General features: G+C 50.4%; 14 protein-coding genes. 5 read left to right on the top strand and 9 right to left on the bottom strand.

Annotated features, from left to right (window positions below; genetic code table 11):
- The first annotated feature begins 156 nt into the window (after positions 1 to 156).
- Entirely contained in the window at positions 157 to 1212 is a 1056-nt protein-coding gene (locus tag ACG1BZ_RS08475; RefSeq protein WP_413665212.1) for an alpha/beta hydrolase, read from the top strand.
- 139 nt (positions 1213 to 1351) lie between these two features.
- Here the strand turns inward: ACG1BZ_RS08475 and ACG1BZ_RS08470 are convergent, their stop codons facing one another.
- From ACG1BZ_RS08470 to ACG1BZ_RS08455, 4 genes are read right to left on the bottom strand one after another with little or no spacing between them, the layout of a single operon-like run.
- The gene (locus ACG1BZ_RS08470; RefSeq protein WP_282933382.1) at positions 1352 to 1726 is read right to left on the bottom strand and encodes a hypothetical protein; all 375 of its coding nucleotides are present in this window, start codon (positions 1724 to 1726) and stop codon (positions 1352 to 1354) included.
- Complete coding sequence (locus tag ACG1BZ_RS08465) at positions 1719 to 2273, bottom strand: RNA polymerase sigma factor (RefSeq protein WP_413665211.1); 555 nt, start codon at positions 2271 to 2273, stop codon at positions 1719 to 1721. Before ACG1BZ_RS08465 ends, ACG1BZ_RS08470 begins: the two co-directional genes overlap by 8 nt.
- Positions 2274 to 2284: 11 nt before the next feature.
- The gene (locus ACG1BZ_RS08460; RefSeq protein ID WP_413665210.1) at positions 2285 to 3079 is read right to left on the bottom strand and encodes a DUF6249 domain-containing protein; all 795 of its coding nucleotides are present in this window, start codon (positions 3077 to 3079) and stop codon (positions 2285 to 2287) included.
- A gap of 60 nt (positions 3080 to 3139) precedes the next feature.
- Positions 3140 to 3430: a hypothetical protein gene (locus ACG1BZ_RS08455; RefSeq protein WP_413665209.1), complete on the bottom strand. Its 291-nt coding sequence runs from the start codon at positions 3428 to 3430 to the stop codon at positions 3140 to 3142.
- Positions 3431 to 3600: 170 nt separating this feature from the next.
- Between ACG1BZ_RS08455 and ACG1BZ_RS08450 the strand changes: the two genes are divergently transcribed.
- The 3 genes from ACG1BZ_RS08450 (at position 3601) to ACG1BZ_RS08440 (ending at position 5427) form a co-directional block, all read left to right on the top strand.
- Entirely contained in the window at positions 3601 to 4209 is a 609-nt protein-coding gene (locus ACG1BZ_RS08450) for a DUF924 family protein (protein ID WP_413665208.1), read from the top strand.
- A complete protein-coding gene (locus ACG1BZ_RS08445; protein WP_282933387.1) occupies positions 4209 to 4826 on the top strand; it encodes a LysE family translocator in 618 nt (205 codons plus the stop codon). Before ACG1BZ_RS08450 ends, ACG1BZ_RS08445 begins: the two co-directional genes overlap by 1 nt.
- 301 nt (positions 4827 to 5127) lie before the next feature.
- Entirely contained in the window at positions 5128 to 5427 is a 300-nt protein-coding gene (locus tag ACG1BZ_RS08440; RefSeq protein WP_108732704.1) for a YebG family protein, read from the top strand.
- Between the two features lie 84 nt (positions 5428 to 5511).
- Here ACG1BZ_RS08440 and ACG1BZ_RS08435 read toward each other — a convergent pair whose 3' ends face one another.
- From ACG1BZ_RS08435 to ACG1BZ_RS08425, 3 genes are all read right to left on the bottom strand, one after another.
- Positions 5512 to 5907, bottom strand: a complete 396-nt coding sequence (locus ACG1BZ_RS08435) for an MAPEG family protein (RefSeq protein WP_413665207.1) — start codon at positions 5905 to 5907, stop codon at positions 5512 to 5514.
- A gap of 145 nt (positions 5908 to 6052) precedes the next feature.
- Positions 6053 to 7354, bottom strand: coding sequence for an amidohydrolase family protein (locus ACG1BZ_RS08430; protein ID WP_413665206.1), 1302 nt, complete (start codon positions 7352 to 7354; stop codon positions 6053 to 6055).
- Positions 7351 to 8763: an amidohydrolase gene (locus ACG1BZ_RS08425; protein ID WP_413665205.1), complete on the bottom strand. Its 1413-nt coding sequence runs from the start codon at positions 8761 to 8763 to the stop codon at positions 7351 to 7353. The genes ACG1BZ_RS08430 and ACG1BZ_RS08425 overlap by 4 nt, the downstream gene beginning before the upstream one ends.
- Before the next feature lie 312 nt (positions 8764 to 9075).
- On the opposite strand from ACG1BZ_RS08425, the gene ACG1BZ_RS08420 reads away from it, so the two are divergent.
- The gene (locus tag ACG1BZ_RS08420) at positions 9076 to 10707 is read left to right on the top strand and encodes a PAS domain S-box protein (RefSeq protein ID WP_413665204.1); all 1632 of its coding nucleotides are present in this window, start codon (positions 9076 to 9078) and stop codon (positions 10705 to 10707) included.
- A 285-nt stretch (positions 10708 to 10992) separates the two neighbouring features.
- Here ACG1BZ_RS08420 and ACG1BZ_RS08415 read toward each other — a convergent pair whose 3' ends face one another.
- A complete protein-coding gene (locus ACG1BZ_RS08415; RefSeq protein WP_413665203.1) occupies positions 10993 to 11571 on the bottom strand; it encodes a hypothetical protein in 579 nt (192 codons plus the stop codon).
- Positions 11572 to 11656: 85 nt separating this feature from the next.
- Positions 11657 to 13279 carry a vanadium-dependent haloperoxidase gene (locus ACG1BZ_RS08410; RefSeq protein ID WP_413665202.1) on the bottom strand — a complete coding sequence of 541 codons (1623 nt, stop codon included), beginning with the start codon at positions 13277 to 13279 and terminating at the stop codon, positions 11657 to 11659.
- Between the last annotated feature and the right edge of the window lie 30 nt (positions 13280 to 13309).

Genomic DNA, 13309 nt, shown 5'->3' with positions numbered 1-13309 from the left:
CCGGCACAAATATCGGCGCACGTCGACACGAGTACCCTCTACTGAAAATACCTGACAAGTAGGCAAAAGCAGCTTTCTTCAGCCAGTTTTAGCTGGTTAATTTAACCCGAACTTTAGTGTTACACCCTAAAATAATACCAACAAGGAGAGTGGAAAATGAGAATTCTATTTTTAGCCTTGATAAGTGTTTGTTCGCTGATAGCAAATGCTTCAGATTTTATTCTCGCACAAAAGACGGAAATCAAATCAGATTTCCTTAGTGAAAACCGAACCATCTTGGTGAAACTTCCCGAACAATATAAGGATAATGACAAAGAATATCCTGTGCTCTACGTATTACATGCTCAGTGGGACATGCTTTCTACTTTGTCTACTATCGATTTACTTGAAGGCCAAGTGCCCAATTTTATCGTGATTGGTGTAGAGGGAATGGGTAAGGAGTTGCGCCCGGATCAAGGTAAATCGACAGTATTTTCTCAGTTCCTAGCGAACGAAGTTGTGCCCTATGTCAATAAAAACTATCGAACTGCAGATTTTAGTATTTTGTCTGGGCACTCCAACTCTGGCCGCTTCGTACTGGACTACTGGCTAAACGACAAAGCACCATTTTCACAGTACTTTGCTTTTAGCCCGTCATTAGAGGATAAATATATAACCGGGCGAGTTTCCAATTTAGCACCTAAACAACTCAAAGAGCTTTCCCCGCTGACCGTGACCATCGCTAACGAGGGGAATCATATGCAAGTCCCATTTGACGAATTGAGCCAAACTCTCGCAAATGTACCAGGCGCAACCTTTACCTTCCAAAAATTCCCAGAGCAATCCCACAGAACGACTAAACATCACTCTATGCAATTTGCCCTTCAACACACCTTTACAGGGTGGGAACCTACTTACGAACTTAAAGTAAGTGGGTTTGATGGACTGACAAATCACTACCGTAATTTATCAGATAAATTTGGCTTCAAAGTAGTTATTCCCACCAATACCCTGCAACGCTTGATGGCCCACCATGCCATTTCCGACTCTGAAAACGCAGCTAGCGAATTAAAACTCCATATCGCATATACCATCAAAGAAGTTTCGAGCGGGATCGCTGCCACAGTTGAGACAGCAGAATACCTGCTGAACAATGGCTATGAAGAGGCGGGGAAAACCATACTGAAAGAGATGTGCAACCAGGCTGAAGAGCACGCTCGCTGCAAAGGCTGACAAAATCTACTCGAAGGCCAGACACACTCTTAATATGAAGCGAGCCCACTAAAACTTTAAGGAAAGCTTGCAAAGTAAAAAAGGAAGCTGCCCGCCCTATCATGATTTAGGCGCGGGCTTCTATAAAGGCAGGCTCTCGCTAGCGGCGTGCGGCGAAAATGCCACCGGTCATTACCGCTAAAGAAGATAAAAGTCCAACACCTACCAAGCTATACAAGCTAATGGATTGCTTGGCCATCTCGGCAACTACCTCACTGAAAGGGAACTGCCAGGCAATGATCCCTAATGCAGCTGCTACCGCGATGTACTGAGAGTAACTGGAGCGACGCTTTGAGCGTTTAGGCTGCGCAGGGAGCGCGGCCATCACGCGGTCACAAAAACCATCATTATCCAAATGGGGCTCATTGAACTGGAGCTGTTCACTTAGCCAGGCGTCAAACTCCCGGTCGTTGCCCTCTAAAGCCATTTCACTCAAGGCGTTACCTTTCGTGTTGCGCTGTTCAAAGTTAACCATTTACCACCTCCTCACGCCAGGGCTGTAACAAGCTACGCAGCTTGGCCCGAGCACGGTTGACATGGGATTTTACCGTACCAAGCGGCAATTTCATAATACTTGCCGCCTCCTCGTGAGAAAAGCCCCTGTGCATACACAGATGGATTGCTTGCCGTTGCGGGCCACTCAGGGTATCCATCGCGGCAGTGAGGTCCCTAGCCATCCCTAACTGCCGGGATTCTTCAATAGTCTCATCGGCCTGAGCCCTATCCACTGCCTCTTGATCCACATCGGGCATATTCTTACGCTTGTGGCTCATGACGAGATTATAGGCGATACGGTACAGCCAGGTGCTGAAGCGGGCATCCCCCCTGAACGCCGGCAACGCCTTATAGGCCTTAATAAAGGCCTCCTGCGCCATATCGTCTGCCAGACCCTGGTCACCATCACACAGCTGTCGGAGCGAGTATCGCAGCTGAGATTGATAGCGACGAACCAGCTGGGCGTATGCCCGCTGGTCCCCGTCTTTGACGGCCCGCCTGATTAATTCCTCGTCATTGAGGTCCATACTCGCCTTTCCTACACCTGCTTGTTATCAAGCTTCCAGTTCACATAGCGAGCCACACCGATAAACAGAGGGATCAAGCCAAGACTGCCTACTCCAATACCTGCAAGAGCTGAGAGGGAGATGAATACTGCAGCGCCTATTGCAATCAGAGTGATACCGCGATCACTGGAGCTATTTGGCTCTCTCTCATCTAAAAGATCAATTAGCTCCGGGGGCACATCCCGACCATCAGCAACCATCTGGTTGATATTGCTCATAACCAGTTGTTTCTTGCGATAGCTGCTGCGCGTTACCAACCAGACAATAAATACCGGCATACCAAATATACAGAGCAGTGCTACAACTGGGATTACCGATGAGTCGTCACTTCCTGAATGGTGTGAATCATGGTGATCCCAGTGCCTACCACGGTAATCACGACTCTCCGATAACCTGATTCTGACATTGTCCGGTACGCTATTCAGGGTATCTTCAGTTACCTTGCCGTCTACATCCAGAATGCCCTTGCTTTTCAGCCGTTCAATAATTTCCTGACTTAGGGGGCCGCCAAAGTCCTGCCCCAAGTCAACCCGAACTTCACTTTTCTCACCATTCTCGCCTTCGGATTTGATCGTGAGAACACCATCTTCACGCAATATACGGACGCGGGTTTCAGATTCGGAGGCTTCCACACCTGGCGGCGGCGGGGGCTCTGGGACAAATGAGTCCTCCTCCTGGGCCCAGCTGCCCATGCTTATGCTGGATGCCGCAATGGCCACCCAACAGCAGATGACTGCCTGGAATGATTGTTTATTTCTCGCTCTCATTACTTACTCTCTAATCATTTTCGTTATCAGTGGTGTAAACCGTCGTTGGGGGGGGGTGACCTACATCACCATCATTCGAGCCTTGGAGTAGGGGTAAGCCATTCCTCCTCGGGGCTCTTTTTCCTCAGCAATACGCACTGGAGGTAGCCGGTTAACTTCCTCACTCTTATCAGTGCACTCACCAAGCTTTTTAAGTATTTGCTGATCAATTTTCTGGGTGAGCTCTCGGTGAATCCCATCCTGGGAAAGCGTCAGCTCGGAGGCATTAACCTGACCCACTTGCAGAGCCGCAACTACCAGAGATAGCGCGACGCAAAATTGTACCTTTTTAGTTGATCTCGCAGTAAACATTGTGATCTCCCGATTTTCCCTTGTACGCCACTATGACGATTCAGGGAGCCCAGTTGGATGCAGGTGTATAATTTTTTTTACGCCAACACTTGGAACCACCTTCTAATGGTCATCACTGGGCTGGAACGATCGGATAAACTCGGAACACAACACGGAATGAGAACTTCGATATGACAACCCCTGATGATGTCCTGGTTTTTTGGTTTGGCGGCACTGATATTCGTGGTAACTCTATTGCTGCAGAGAAGCAGAGTTTATGGTTTGCCGCTACTCCGGAAGTGGACGCCGACATCAAGGCAAGATTTGGAGCTATTGCCGAGTCAGCGCTGCGTGGAGAGCTGGACCGTTGGCGGCAAACTTTGGAAGGCGAACTCGCCTTGCTACTGGTTTGTGACCAATTATCCAGAAACATTTACCGGGGCACCCGCCAGGCATTCGCTACAGACTCCCTGGCACTGGCAATAGCGATATCATTGATTCAGCGCGGAGAGGCCCCGAATCTTGGGCTCTACCAGCAGGTATTCCTGGGCATGCCGCTAGAGCACAGCGAAGACCTCGTGACCCAGCAACACTCGGTAGACTACTTTCGACAGTTGCAGCAAACCTTCGCAGAAGACAAAATTGCCTCGCCCTATCTCGACACTCATTATCGATACGCCCTTGCCCATCAAGAGGTCATTGAGCGATTTGGGCGCTTCCCTCACCGCAATACGGCTTTGGGTCGCACTTCCACTCAAGCAGAAAAAGAATGGCTGGCTCAAGGGGGCGGCTTTAAATAATGGATTTACTCAGTTGGTTATCTCTCGCGGGGATCTGTGCCCTCGGCGCTATGTCTCCGGGACCGAGTCTTCTTATCGTCTTACGCAGCGCCTCCTCAGGCCTACAGCAAGGCCTGGCCAGTGCTATTGCTCACGGAGCCGGGGTCGCTATATACGCAATTCTTACCGCATTTGGCCTGGCGGTGCTGATTACTAGCTCTCCTCTTCTATTTAACATTCTGCAGTGGGCCGGTGCAGCAATGCTGGTCTACCTGGGCTGGAAAGCCCTCAGTGCACCCGCACCGGGTACCAGTACTGCAACCGTACAACCTCCTCACCAGAGCCTGAAGCGCTCTATCGCTCAAGGTTTTGGTGTTGCCTTCTTCAACCCCAAGATCGCTGTATTTTTCACCGCCCTATTCAGCCAGTTTGTGTCAGAACAGCAAGCCCTGAGCACCAAGCTGGGCATGGCGGCGCTGGTTTCAGGAGTGGATGCAATTTGGTACTGCATCGTTGCCCTGGCGGTTCACGCCAGCCGTAAACGCCAGCTGGTCAGCAAGCATATTGGCCATCGCATCCAACAGGTTTTCGGGATCTTACTGATAGGACTGGCTGCCCGGCTGATCCTTAGCATCTAAAGCCACAGGCCTGCAGAAACCTTCACTACCTCAGTTTCACCACACCCAAATAAAAAACAGGCCCGCAAGCGGGCCTGTTAAATGATGTGAAGACAGCCAGTCGCCCCGGGGGGAATGCGTCTGGCTGTATGCACATTATGACAGTGTTCACGCTTAATGGCGGACCAATCATCGCACCTGCTGGTCTTTTGACCGCATAGAGCCCTTTCTTCACCCCATCGTTGACACTGAATATTTATACAGTTAGGGTAGCGGCATACAAACTAAGTGGACAGTCTAATAGACGATTGGGAGGCACACGATGGCCGTAGTAGCTGTTTGGAAATGCGATAGAGACGGAGCAATGTTCGACAACAAAAAAGACGCTGAAGAACACGATAAGATGCTGGAGCTCGCAGCTAATATCACGTCGCTGATTGAGCGCCACATCGACAGCATTGATGAGCAAGTGGGCGAAGAGATCGGCCTGCTGTTGGCCAAACGCCGCGATGCCCTGGCTAAAGCCTGTAAAGGGAAGCCTGAAGTACTACTCGAAGAAGACGAAAACATGGTGCAGGAGAGCGAAGATGATCGCGTAACTCCGCTCGCCGCCAATCAGTAAACGCTTATAGATTCATCCCTGTACTCTGCCCGGTTCTACCGGGCTTTTTTGCGTGGGGCTCATACTGAGCCTCACCAATAAACTTCAAAGATTAATTACGGCATTAGCAATGTTAATGACCGCTAACACAACGATAACGACCCAGCTGATTAAAGTTCCCCAGAAGCGCCCAAAGTGCAGCCCGCCTTTGCCCTTGGTCAGTCCATAGGCATGAAATACCCGTGAGATAAAAAAGAGCGCCCCGAAGAGGTGTAACCACAGTGCAGGCAAACCGCCCAACTCTGCAGCCAGCAACAGAAGCAACGCTATCGGAGTGTACTCAATCGCATTAGCGTGAACTCGCACCCTAATCTCATTGAAACGATCATCTCCGGTTCCAATTCCCACTTTCTTTGTGCGACGAAACTCGACTACCCTGAATGCCAAGTAAATAATCAGAAGCGCACAGAGGCCGGTGTAGAGTGCTGTGATATTCGCCATGTTTTTTCCTTGTTCTTATCAATCTGGCCAGGGAATATATCCCCGAAAGCAAGTATTCCGCCACACAAATCCTGTACAAGCCAATGGACCTTTCAGATCAATAGGCGGAAAAAGAAAAGCGGGCTAGAAGCCCGCTCTTTGCATACTAGTGCTTGTAACCAAATTCATGGCCCTTTGCGGGCTTGAGGTGTCGATCTCTGAGGCGCGTTGAGCGATTCACCAGGGATTGATTCTCACCCTCAATCAGGATCTGCTCAGCGTAGCTGGTAACTTCCAGGGGATCACCGCTCCAGATCACAATATCCGCAACCGCGCCCTTCTCCAACGTACCGCCCTCAAGGTTAAAAATCTCAGCAACATTGCTACTGATTGCCTTTAGCGCTTCCTCATAAGGCATACCATGGGCTACAGCGTTGCCCGCCGATTGGCGCGAGAGGTAAACGTTGTGGCTAGCCACCATATCTGGGCCACTGATAGCTACCGTCACCCCAGCCTTGGCCAGAAGTGCAGCATTATCCAGGCGTGCGCCCAAACTTGAGAATGATGCTGGAATGTTGTTGATTGCATCGATCACAACAGGCACTTGTGCTTGCGCCAGTTTATCGGCAACCATCCAGCCCTCAGCTGCACCGATTATAATGAGCTTCACCTTAAAGGTTTCACCCAGTTCTAATACTGCGAGGATATCACTGGCCCGGTTGGCAGTTACCATCAAAGGCTCCTTACCATCGATCACCGGCTGCAGAGCTTGCAGATCTGCCAGATCGTAATCCAGCTCTCGCCATTCTCCACGGTGGATCGCTGCACGATTATCACGATACTCCTGAGCTTCACGCAGAGCACTCTCCACCTTGGCATAAGCGTTGGCACGGCTACCACCGGCCAGCTCGCCACCGGACTCTCCCAGATAAGCTTTTTGCGCAACATTCTTTGCTTCGACGCTATCAAATTCACCATTCAACTTGATGGCAAAACTGCGCCCTGCAAATATCCGCTGAGCATCGATAGCACCGCTGTCCCAAGTGCTGATTCCCGGTGAAACAACAGCACTGGTGACTCCACCCGCCCGGTTGAATGGGATCAGGGTGGACTTAGGATTGTAAGCAGGTAGCGGATTGAAGGCACTACCGATACTGTCACCGGTCACCTGGTGATCATTGGTGGCGCTGGCCGCACTGATCTCGACCAACCCCAGTTCAGAAATGGGCGCTATCACACCGGGCGTCACCACCTTGTTGCGCGCATCAATTACCTGATCTGCATTCACCTCCAGTGAGGGGGCTACCTGCTGGACCTTGCCATCCACAACCAGAATATCTGCGGACTCCAGGCTGCCCTGTCCCGCCAAGGTGTGTACCTTGCCACCCTTGATCAGGATGGTCTCTGCCTGGCCAGCGGCTGACATCAACCCCAGGGCCAGCGCACAATAAACAGCTACTTTTCTCACAGTCGCTCTCCCTCTGCATCGAGAATACCCAACTCGAAATCGGTGCGTGGCTGACGTTTCTTGTCCGCGCGATCGAACATCAATTCCCCATCGATGAAAACTTGATCTACATGGGTGTAAACACTGAAGGGGCTGCCGGACCAAACAACGATATCCGCCATCTTGCCGCTCTCAAGGCTGCCAGTTTGATCGGCAATACCCAGAGCCTTGGCGGGGTTCAAGGTCATCCAAACCACTGCATCCTTGGGCTGAATATCGAAGCCTGCACGCTGGCCTGCAGTCATTGCCTTCGCGGTCTCCTCGTGCAAATGCTGTACACCAACACCGGAGTCCGAGTGAATCATTGCGCAGGCTTTGGCTTGATCCACAATGGCGATATTGGCCTCGGTCATATCGTAGGCCTCATGCTTAAAGCCCCACCAATCAGCCCACATTGCCGCACAAACATTGTTTTCAGCCAGCAGGTCAGCAACCTTGTAAGCTTCCACTGCGTGGTGGAAAGTGGAAATTTTGAAATCAAACTCCTTGGCAACGTCCATCATTACCGCCATTTCCTCACCGCGGTAGCAATGGTTATGAACGAGAATATCTCCATTGAGTACGCCCGCCAGAGTTTCCATCTGCAGGTCGCGCTTGGGCTCATCCCCTCCGTTCTCAACGTAATCCTCCCACTCCTGCTTGTAGGCACTCGCCTTAATCCAAGCATCGCGATAACCGGCGACGTTACCCATTCGAGTTGAGGGAGAGCTACCTTTACCACCGTAAACCCGCTTGGGGTTTTCACCACAGGCCATTTTCAAGCCGTAGGGAGCGCCGGGGAATTTCATATCCTGAACACTGCGGCCGGGTACATTTTTCAGGGTGACACTGCGGCCGCCAAACAAGTTGGCCGAACCCGGCAGGATTTGCAGGGTTGTTACACCTCCGGCAAGAGCTAAGGGAAACTGGGGGTCTTGGGTCCAGACAGAGTGCTCCGACCAAACCTGGGCAGTGTTTGGCGAGGTCATCTCATTGCCATCCTGGGCAGATTCAATCCCCGGAGCTGGATAATCACCCAGATGAGAATGCACATCGATAATGCCAGGAGTGACCCACTTACCTTTGCCATCGACAATCAAGGCGCCTTCGGGGGCCAGTAACCCCTTACCGATCTCCTTGATCTTTCCATTTTCAAACAACAGGTCCGCATCTTCTTGCTGCTCCCCTGTACCGGTTAGCAGGGTAGCTCCCTGAATCAACACAGGGCGGGACTGGGTTACAGAATAAGTGGAAGGGAAGGCGTCCACACGAGCGAAGTCGAGAGATCTCGGCTCACTGTCAACACGCTTCTCACCGCATGCGGACAGCAGTAGCGAGGCACTTAACAGAGCCGCGATACTGCGCCCGAGAAATCGGGGTTGCAGCTGCATAGTCATTCATCCAATCGTTTTGAATATGGCGGTGAATGCTACCAGTTTGTGCTGACAGCGCCACTATCCAAATTGTCACAAACGACTGTTTAGAGATATGCATCTCCCAATCCAAGGGGCCATAACTGAGCCTGAGAGTTCCCCCAGTACCACTAAAGCACACTTGATAACAATACGAACTAAAAATAACAGCCAGTCAGCAAAGAATGTCTACACGGTCAAAATACGCCGCCCCAGCTATATACTTTTGTACGTCTTCATGGTGGAATTTCTGGCGGAAAAACAGGCAGCCGCACTCAGGAGGAGAAATAGGTGATCAAGGAAAGTAATATGCCCATTTTTCCCCTTTCACCATCTACAGCTACCACCTCGGATAGAGACTCAACCCAGGTCTATGAGGCCTTACGTAAAAGTGAGGAGCGCTACCGGGAGCTGGTGGAGCATGCAAACTCGATCATAATGCGATGCGATCAACACGGCCGTATCACATCCTTTAACGAGTACGCTCAACAATTATTTGGCTATACCGAAGCCGAGATTATTGGCAGGCACTTAATTGGTACGATTGTTCCCGCCAGCGAAACGAGCGGCCGTGACCTGCGGCAATTGATAGACCGTATTTGCCAGTTCCCAGAGGAACACCGTTACAATATTAATGAAAACATTACAAAGTGCGGGAAGCGAGTATGGATCGCCTGGACCAATAAAATTATCTCAGATGAGAAGGGAGATCCCGCGGGAATTCTCAGTATTGGTTCGGATATCACTAAGCAGCGGTTGCTGGAGGAAGAGCTTCGGCAAGCTCAAAAAATGCAAGCTATCGGTGAGCTTGCCGGCGGTATTGCCCACGACTTCAACAATATGATTCATGGAATCAATGGCTATGCTGAAGTTATTCGACAAATTTCCACCGATGCCAGAATCAACGAGTATACCAACCATATACTGACTACTGCCCGCCATGCCGCAGAGCTGACCAAACAGCTACTCACTTTTGCCCGCAAGGGAAATTATCAACTTAAGAGCTGCAATACCCACGAAATCATTCGCGATGTTTGTGCAATGCTAACCCGCACTATTGATCGAAGAATCGAGATTGATCAGCAATTAGATGCAAATCGTCCACATATTGTGGGCGACCCTGCTCAACTCAAGAGCGCTTTGCTAAATATCGGAATCAATGCCAAGGATGCTATGCCCTCTGGTGGCTCCCTGAGCTTTGTCACAGCTAATATCACCATAGAAAAATCGGCTTCTATCGCCGATTTTGAGATTCAGCCAGGCCAGTACCTTTTAATAACGATTACCGATAATGGCACTGGCATGTCTGACGAAGTGCGACGCCGTATTTTTGAACCATTTTTCACTACCAAAGAAAGTGGACGTGGTGCTGGACTGGGCCTTGCCGCAGTGCACGGCACCATTCATTTACATAAGGGCGCTATACAATGTCAGAGCCGTGAGGGAATTGGCAGCAGCTTTAAGCTATACCTGCCAATTTCCAAGCCCCCAATCAAAAAGAGAACTTACCAGGCCAAGAAACTGGCTCGCGAGCGCAAATTGCGCATTATGGTTGTCGACGATGAGGCAATTGTCCGCACCTACTCCAAAGCCCTGTTCGAAATGAACGGCCATAGCGTCGTTACCTTTGCGACAGCAGAGCAAGCAATAACTTACTATCGAAAATATAGTGATGAAGTAGATTTGGTCCTGCTGGACATGATTATGCCCGGCATGGATGGGCAAGAATTGTTCGCTTTTCTAAAACGGATTAACCCCGAAGTGAAGGCTATTCTCTCCACCGGTTACAGTGTGGATAGTAAAGTTCAGGAAGTAATTTCTGATGGGGTGCTAGATTGCATCCAGAAACCATTTACATTCGAGCATCTCAGTAAAAAGATTGAAGAGATGATTGCCAGCGGAAAAATAAATCTCCCCAGGTAACAAAAAAGTTCTATCTGAATCGCCGCAGCCGACCTAGCTGACAGCTACGTCACAGAGTTCAGATACCAGTTAGTTAGCTGATGGAATGACCCCTATGATAATCGGTTGTAAAAAAGTGAAGTGATAAAGTAATCAGGATAAGGCTACACAAAAGCAGCTCAAGCGGAATTTCCCATTATTTTAGTGTTTGCAGACTCCCACAAACCAAAGTCAATCGATATATCATTACCTTCCTGCTCGGTGTAATCTCGATAGTTTTGAAGCCGATGCTTTCTTAGTGGTATGTCACAATTTTGCCGCTACGGTCCCCTTCCCCACCAATCTTGTCAGCTTGGTGTTCTCCTCTCCTATTTCAGTGGACACAGTCTCCACGAAGCGTACCATGCCCGCTAAAATTGCTGCGTTATAGTGCTCTCCACTTGCCTCAAGCTCTTCAACGGCTGCGTTCATATCCTTGAGAGCCCTGGATGCTTCCAGATCCCACTCCTGCAGCTTGGCGAGACTCGCCTTCGCAGATGCCACTTGCTGCTCATCCACCCCGTCTCGAGTCGCCGCAAGACTCTCTGCTCGGACGGCCTTTATCTCAGCATCGTACTTACGAATAGTAGTCAGGGAACGACGAACAATACTATTCAACTTGATAACTGTATCCCGCTCGAATGCAGCCTTAATGTCATTGCTAGCCAGTGCCACTGAAGCGGGTGTTTTTGCGGGGTGGATAACGCTTTCAACATCCGGTGCCGACTCCTGTTTACCTACCCAGACCTTCTCGTTTTCGACTGGCTCTATGAGTGTGTGCGTAGCTAAAAACCCAAAAGCGATTATTCCGAACACTGCCACTGCAATATATCGTTTGCTATTCATACGGTGAGTTACCTTTGGTGTGGCCGCCCCTTACGGAGCGGCACCTGATGGAGAGCGAGAATTTAGCTCATAGCGTAAAAAAAGTTTACCTGCGAGTCCTTGATCTACTAATCAGGCTAAATGCTTCGACGTTGTTCATTAAATTCTGCGCGATCTGCTCGCCCATGACTTGACCTGCAATATTGTCAAAGTCCCAGTGCACTCCGTTATAAATGCGGCTGAGGCCATTTTCCTGTTGAGCGGCGGTATAGGATTCAAAACGGACAGGTACCAAAGGCCTCGGTGTATCCGGCGTGAAGGGGTCGAAGCCTTCCCCATTGTATTCTTCCGATACAAAAGTAAAGGGCTGGTCTCCAAACATACTGCGCATAATCTCGAAGGTGGAAGCACCGAAGGTAGCATGACCCGATGGGTAGGAGGGGAACGGCGGTGTTGGCCTAATCGCAATGGTGGTATTGATGACTGACACCCCTACCGGCAACCATTGCTCATCCTGCAAGGTCGATGGGTTGTCGTCATCGATGCGAATACCGGTAACCGGTCTCCAGTAATTGTAATAGTATTTACTGTCCCACGCAGCGATACCAGAATCCGCCAGCCCCACATTGATCAAAGCAAAATACCGGGCCAGATCCAGCTCATTCTCGACTTTGTTATCCAGTGCTGCCTGCAGGGCGATAAGGTTATATAGTCTCGGGGGAATGCCCAATAACGGTACACCGTCATATCCCCAGTAATTCCCGATAAATCGTGTCTCTGCTGTGGATGTCGATGGGGTAATAGTATTGGCTGGGGACCCGCCGAGGGCCGCCACTTCCTCATAGGCTTCGGCATATTCCTCAGACGTAATTGTAGGCGGAATCGGACTGCGGAATTGATCACCTGAACTTAGTGAAAAAGGTGTCACACTGCCCCAATAGGCTCCGAGAGCCACGGAATCGTGGCCAACTGGATCCACGGGATCAGGCTGCCATTCTCCCGGTACCGTAGCACCCGTGTTGACCGATGTAGAGTGATAGGTGTCATCCCCATCCGCGACAGCGCCGCCCTCACCATAAGCGGGCTCCAAGTGGTCGGCCTTATCGTTGCTTCGCACCGCGAGCATTGCCGCAGCGGCGGCTTCGCCAATCACTTGGCCCTTGGCAATCCTTTCGGCACTATCTCTTGACTGGTCGAGGTCGGATTGCAGTAATTCCTGCAATCGCTCTGCCTGATCGGGGTAGAGTGCGCGCAAGGTTTCGTAAGCGGCGTAAGCGATAGCTGCATCTTTGGATGCATCTCTGGTGTCGAGCACACCGAGATCATTATAAGGTTGATATTTACCGTCAAAGGCGTTCAGAGCGTCAAACACAGCAGTTTGTACGATGGCGAATGCGCGACTGGACCGGGTAGGCCCCCCCTGGTAGAAATCCACTTCACCGGTATCAGGGTCGGGAGTATGATCGATAGCCGATGAGTCGAGCATCGTGTTAAACCAAAATACAACACGATCTCTAGGTCTATTAAGCTCACCAGACTTCCCCGATGTCCGCTCAAGCCGATCAAGTACACCTTTGGAAAGAGTTGATCTGCTGGTTTCTCCTAGATAAGCGCTGGTTTGTCCCTTGGGCTGCTTACCCTTCGCCTTCTGAGCCTGTACAACATCCGTTGCCAGTAATAAGCCGGCTGCTAAAAAGCAGGCTGATGTTTTTAAAAAGATATGGTTCATTGTATTACGTCCTTAGATATTAAAGGGCGC

This window comes from Microbulbifer sp. CNSA002, assembly GCF_047324085.1.
GTDB lineage: Bacteria > Pseudomonadota > Gammaproteobacteria > Pseudomonadales > Cellvibrionaceae > Microbulbifer.
The sequence above is the reverse complement of the archived record's forward strand: the minus strand, read 5'-3'. Positions and strand labels throughout refer to the sequence as shown.

Excerpts from the sequence above, each read along its gene's own strand:
- ACG1BZ_RS08475 (WP_413665212.1), top strand. The coding sequence starts at position 157 with ATGAGAATTCTATTTTTAGCCTTGATAAGTGTTTGTTCGCTGATAGCA.
- ACG1BZ_RS08470 (WP_282933382.1), bottom strand. The coding sequence starts at position 1,726 with ATGGTTAACTTTGAACAGCGCAACACGAAAGGTAACGCCTTGAGTGAA.
- ACG1BZ_RS08465 (WP_413665211.1), bottom strand. The coding sequence starts at position 2,273 with ATGGACCTCAATGACGAGGAATTAATCAGGCGGGCCGTCAAAGACGGG.
- ACG1BZ_RS08460 (WP_413665210.1), bottom strand. The coding sequence starts at position 3,079 with ATGAGAGCGAGAAATAAACAATCATTCCAGGCAGTCATCTGCTGTTGG.
- ACG1BZ_RS08455 (WP_413665209.1), bottom strand. The coding sequence starts at position 3,430 with ATGTTTACTGCGAGATCAACTAAAAAGGTACAATTTTGCGTCGCGCTA.
- ACG1BZ_RS08450 (WP_413665208.1), top strand. The coding sequence starts at position 3,601 with ATGACAACCCCTGATGATGTCCTGGTTTTTTGGTTTGGCGGCACTGAT.
- ACG1BZ_RS08445 (WP_282933387.1), top strand. The coding sequence starts at position 4,209 with ATGGATTTACTCAGTTGGTTATCTCTCGCGGGGATCTGTGCCCTCGGC.
- ACG1BZ_RS08440 (WP_108732704.1), top strand. The coding sequence starts at position 5,128 with ATGGCCGTAGTAGCTGTTTGGAAATGCGATAGAGACGGAGCAATGTTC.
- ACG1BZ_RS08435 (WP_413665207.1), bottom strand. The coding sequence starts at position 5,907 with ATGGCGAATATCACAGCACTCTACACCGGCCTCTGTGCGCTTCTGATT.
- ACG1BZ_RS08425 (WP_413665205.1), bottom strand. The coding sequence starts at position 8,763 with ATGCAGCTGCAACCCCGATTTCTCGGGCGCAGTATCGCGGCTCTGTTA.
- ACG1BZ_RS08415 (WP_413665203.1), bottom strand. The coding sequence starts at position 11,571 with ATGAATAGCAAACGATATATTGCAGTGGCAGTGTTCGGAATAATCGCT.
- ACG1BZ_RS08410 (WP_413665202.1), bottom strand. The coding sequence starts at position 13,279 with ATGAACCATATCTTTTTAAAAACATCAGCCTGCTTTTTAGCAGCCGGC.